The following is a 2,876-nucleotide window of genomic DNA, read 5'->3' as shown; positions in this document are numbered from 1 at the left end:
ATGAATATAGCCATTGAATTGTTCCAAGCTTGCCATGTTTTTGGCCCACTCCTGACAAGTTATTGTTCCACCTCTGCCATGCGCAGGACCACCCTTCTATATAATTGAGATGCACCTGATGGTGCTCATCAATTATTTAGGAGGTTTTTTTGTGATTAAATATCGGGAAATCTTGAGGCTTCACGCTCAGGGGATTAGTCAAAGGGGCATTGCCTCAAGTACTTCGAATTCCAGGACCACAATACGGGAGGTGGTTAAGAGAGCTAATGAGCGTAACGTAAGTTGGCCATTAGAAGAAAACACGACTGACCAGGTTTTACAAGAGTTGCTTTTTCCTGAGAAGCACACTTCAACGGATTTTAGAAGAAAGCCAGATGGTGACTACATTCATAAAGAACTAGCGAAGCCAGGGGTCAATTTAACGCTATTATGGGAGGAATATTCTCTCAGCTGCCGGTCAAATGAGGAGATTCCATATAGTTATAGACAGTTCTGCAGAGTCTATCACGACTATGCTAGAAAAACGAAAGCGACAATGCGCATCAAACGTAAGCCTGGGGAGCTTCTTGAGGTGGATTGGGCTGGACAAACTATGTCTATAAAAGACCACCTTACAGGTGAAGAGATTCCAGTGTATATCTTTGTTTCTGCCCTTCCGTGCAGTCAATACGCATATGTAGAAGGCTTTTTGTCAATGAACGCAGAATCGTGGATCACAGCTCATATTCACGCTTTTCAATTTTACGGGGGAGTTCCTAGAGTTATTGTTCCTGACAACCTTAAAACCGGTGTTGTAAAAGCTTCGAAGTATGAACCCGTCATCCATACAGGATATCAGGAGATGGCCGAGCACTATCAGACAACGATCGTACCAGCACGCGTGCGCCACCCAAAGGATAAGGCAAGTGCTGAGAGCACAGTAGGTCACATTTCAACGTGGATTATTGCCTCTCTTCGAAATCAAGAGTTTTTCAGTTTAACAGAGTTAAATAATGCGGTTCTTGAAAAGCTGAAAGAATTTAATCACAAGCCATTCCAAAAAAAGCAGGGAAGCAGACATACGGCATTTAAAGAAGAAGAACACTTCGCGTTAACACCGTTGCCTGCTTCAACATACGAAATCGCAAGCTGGCGGATTGCGACCGTACAATATGATTATCACATAGTTGCGGATAAAATGTTTTACTCAGTTCCCTATGATTATGTTAAATACCAGGTTGACATTCGGACTACCAGAACCATTGTAGAGGTGTTTTACAAAGGGTTACGCATCGCTTCACACAAAAAACTCACGGGAAAACCAGGACAATTCAGTACATTGTCAGATCATATGCCGAAAGAACATAAGCAATATATCGAGTTTGACACTCCACATGTACGTCAGTGGGGAGAAACGGCCGGTCCTAATACTTTGACCACTATCAATAGTATTCTCGCTTCTTACCGAGTTGAAAAACAAGCATTGAAATCCTGTTTAGGGTTAATTAAGCTCGCAGATCAACACTCGGTTGATCGTGTGGAAAGAGCGTGTGAACGTGCGTTAACGTACACCTCTAGGCCAACACTTAAAAGCATCCAAACTATCCTTAAAACCGGACAGGATAAGATCCCTGTAGGCACTAATGAGGAGAATACTCAGAAGGCAATGAAATCCAATCCCTACGGTTTTACACGTGGCGCTGACTACTATGGAGGTAAGAAGTAATGACAACTGATAACACTTTATCCAAACTAAATGATATGAGAATGACTGCGATGGCTGAGCAATATATGGATCAATTGAAAAACCCAGAATATCAGGACTTGTCTTTTGAGGACCGTTTCTCCATGCTTGTGGATATTGAATGGGGACGCCGGAAAAATGCCAAGCTTGACCGCCTTATAAAGAGTGCAGATTTCAGAGATAGCCAGGCTTGTATCGAAGATATCGAATACCACACAGATCGGAAACTGGATAAAACCCAAATCCTAAGATTATCGACAGGAAGGTACATTCAGGAAAAACACAATATCATTATCAAAGGCGCATCAGGTAATGGAAAGACTTACTTAGGATGTGCTTTCGGAATCTCTGCTTGTCGCCAGTTTTATAAGGTGCAATACATTCGGCTTCCCGATTTACTCGATGAGTTGGCTGTGGCTAGAGGTGAAGGCATTTACCGAAAGGTAATTAAGAAATATACAAAAGTAGATTTACTCATTCTTGATGAATGGCTCCTAACTCCACTAAAAGAAACAGAAGCCAGAGATCTACTAGAGATTATTGAGTCCCGATACCAAACTGCCTCCACTATATTCTGTTCCCAGTTTGATCCTCGTGGATGGCATGAAAAGATTGGTGAAGGCACACTGGCAGACGCCATTCTTGATCGCATTGTACATGATTCCTATCAAATTATGGTGGATGGGGATATTTCAATGCGTGAACGCCGTGGATTGGTGGGATCTTCATGATTCCTATAGAAATAGAGAACCGTATTGCCAAGTATTTCTTTCATCATTTTCTTCCTGAAGAAGTAATGGAACAGCTAATTGAGTTACTTTTACCCCTATGTTTGGAAGCGGATAAAGAGGAGGATTTAGACAAAGATGAACTTGTACGACAAGCTGTTCTAATGATTGAAGCTAGATTAGAGGGAAAAAGCTTTAAATAATAAACACAGCCATCGAAGGGATCTAGGTTCGATGGCTGTCTTCAAAGGATAATGGAGGCTTTAGCTCTAATATACGGAGTAAGTGGCTTTCTTGTCCGAAACGGGCAGCTCTTTCCTCCTGCACTACTCAAATGGACCTCTCTATGGCAACGGTGGATCAATTTGATGACAGAAGTGGACCAGAAAGATGTCAATAGTGGAACAATCGCTTGGCTGTAGTCA

Annotated in this window: 3 protein-coding genes; all 3 read left to right on the top strand. The window is 42.2% G+C overall.

The window, feature by feature from the left end; genetic code table 11:
* The first annotated feature begins 151 nt into the window (after nt 1-151).
* From istA to A4U59_RS20590, 3 genes are read left to right on the top strand one after another with little or no spacing between them, the layout of a single operon-like run.
* Nucleotides 152-1,705, top strand: a complete 1,554-nt coding sequence (istA, locus tag A4U59_RS20600; RefSeq protein WP_070121851.1) for an IS21 family transposase — start codon at nt 152-154, stop codon at nt 1,703-1,705.
* On the top strand, nt 1,705-2,454 hold the full coding sequence (gene istB, locus A4U59_RS20595) for an IS21-like element helper ATPase IstB (protein ID WP_070121850.1): 750 nt from the start codon (nt 1,705-1,707) through the stop codon (nt 2,452-2,454). The genes istA and istB overlap by 1 nt, the downstream gene beginning before the upstream one ends.
* A complete protein-coding gene (locus tag A4U59_RS20590; protein ID WP_070121849.1) occupies nt 2,451-2,654 on the top strand; it encodes a hypothetical protein in 204 nt (67 codons plus the stop codon). Before istB ends, A4U59_RS20590 begins: the two co-directional genes overlap by 4 nt.
* The last annotated feature ends 222 nt before the right edge of the window (nt 2,655-2,876 follow it).

Source organism: Bacillus marinisedimentorum (assembly GCF_001644195.2).
GTDB classification, from domain to species: Bacteria; Bacillota; Bacilli; order Bacillales; family Bacillaceae_O; genus Bacillus_BL; species Bacillus_BL marinisedimentorum.
The sequence above is the reverse complement of the archived record's forward strand: the minus strand, read 5'-3'. Positions and strand labels throughout refer to the sequence as shown.